Genomic DNA, 229 nt, shown 5'->3' with positions numbered 1-229 from the left:
CCCAACTCGAGGAGCTGCTCCGCGGCTTCAACGCCGCCTACAACGCCCGCCGCCAGCGCGTCCTCGACGGCAAAACGCCCGACCAGATCGTCAAGGAGCGCCTGCGGGCGCGACGAAAGCTCGCCCGCCCCAAGCCCGAAATACCCGAAGGACGCGCCGGGCCAGAGGATATCGCCCGCGCACGCCTCATCGCGGAACGCGCCAAGGAGGTCTCACAACCAGACAGCTA

1 pseudogene is annotated in these 229 nt (G+C 68.6%); it reads left to right on the top strand.

Annotated features, from left to right (window positions below):
• Window positions 1-229 (top strand): annotated as a pseudogene (locus D9599_RS31015) (IS481 family transposase); the annotation flags it as partial.

The sequence above is a fragment of the Roseomonas sp. KE2513 genome (assembly GCF_016107305.1).
GTDB lineage: Bacteria > Pseudomonadota > Alphaproteobacteria > Acetobacterales > Acetobacteraceae > Roseomonas.
Note: the sequence above shows the minus strand (reverse complement) of the source record. Positions and strands in the feature narration are given on the sequence as shown.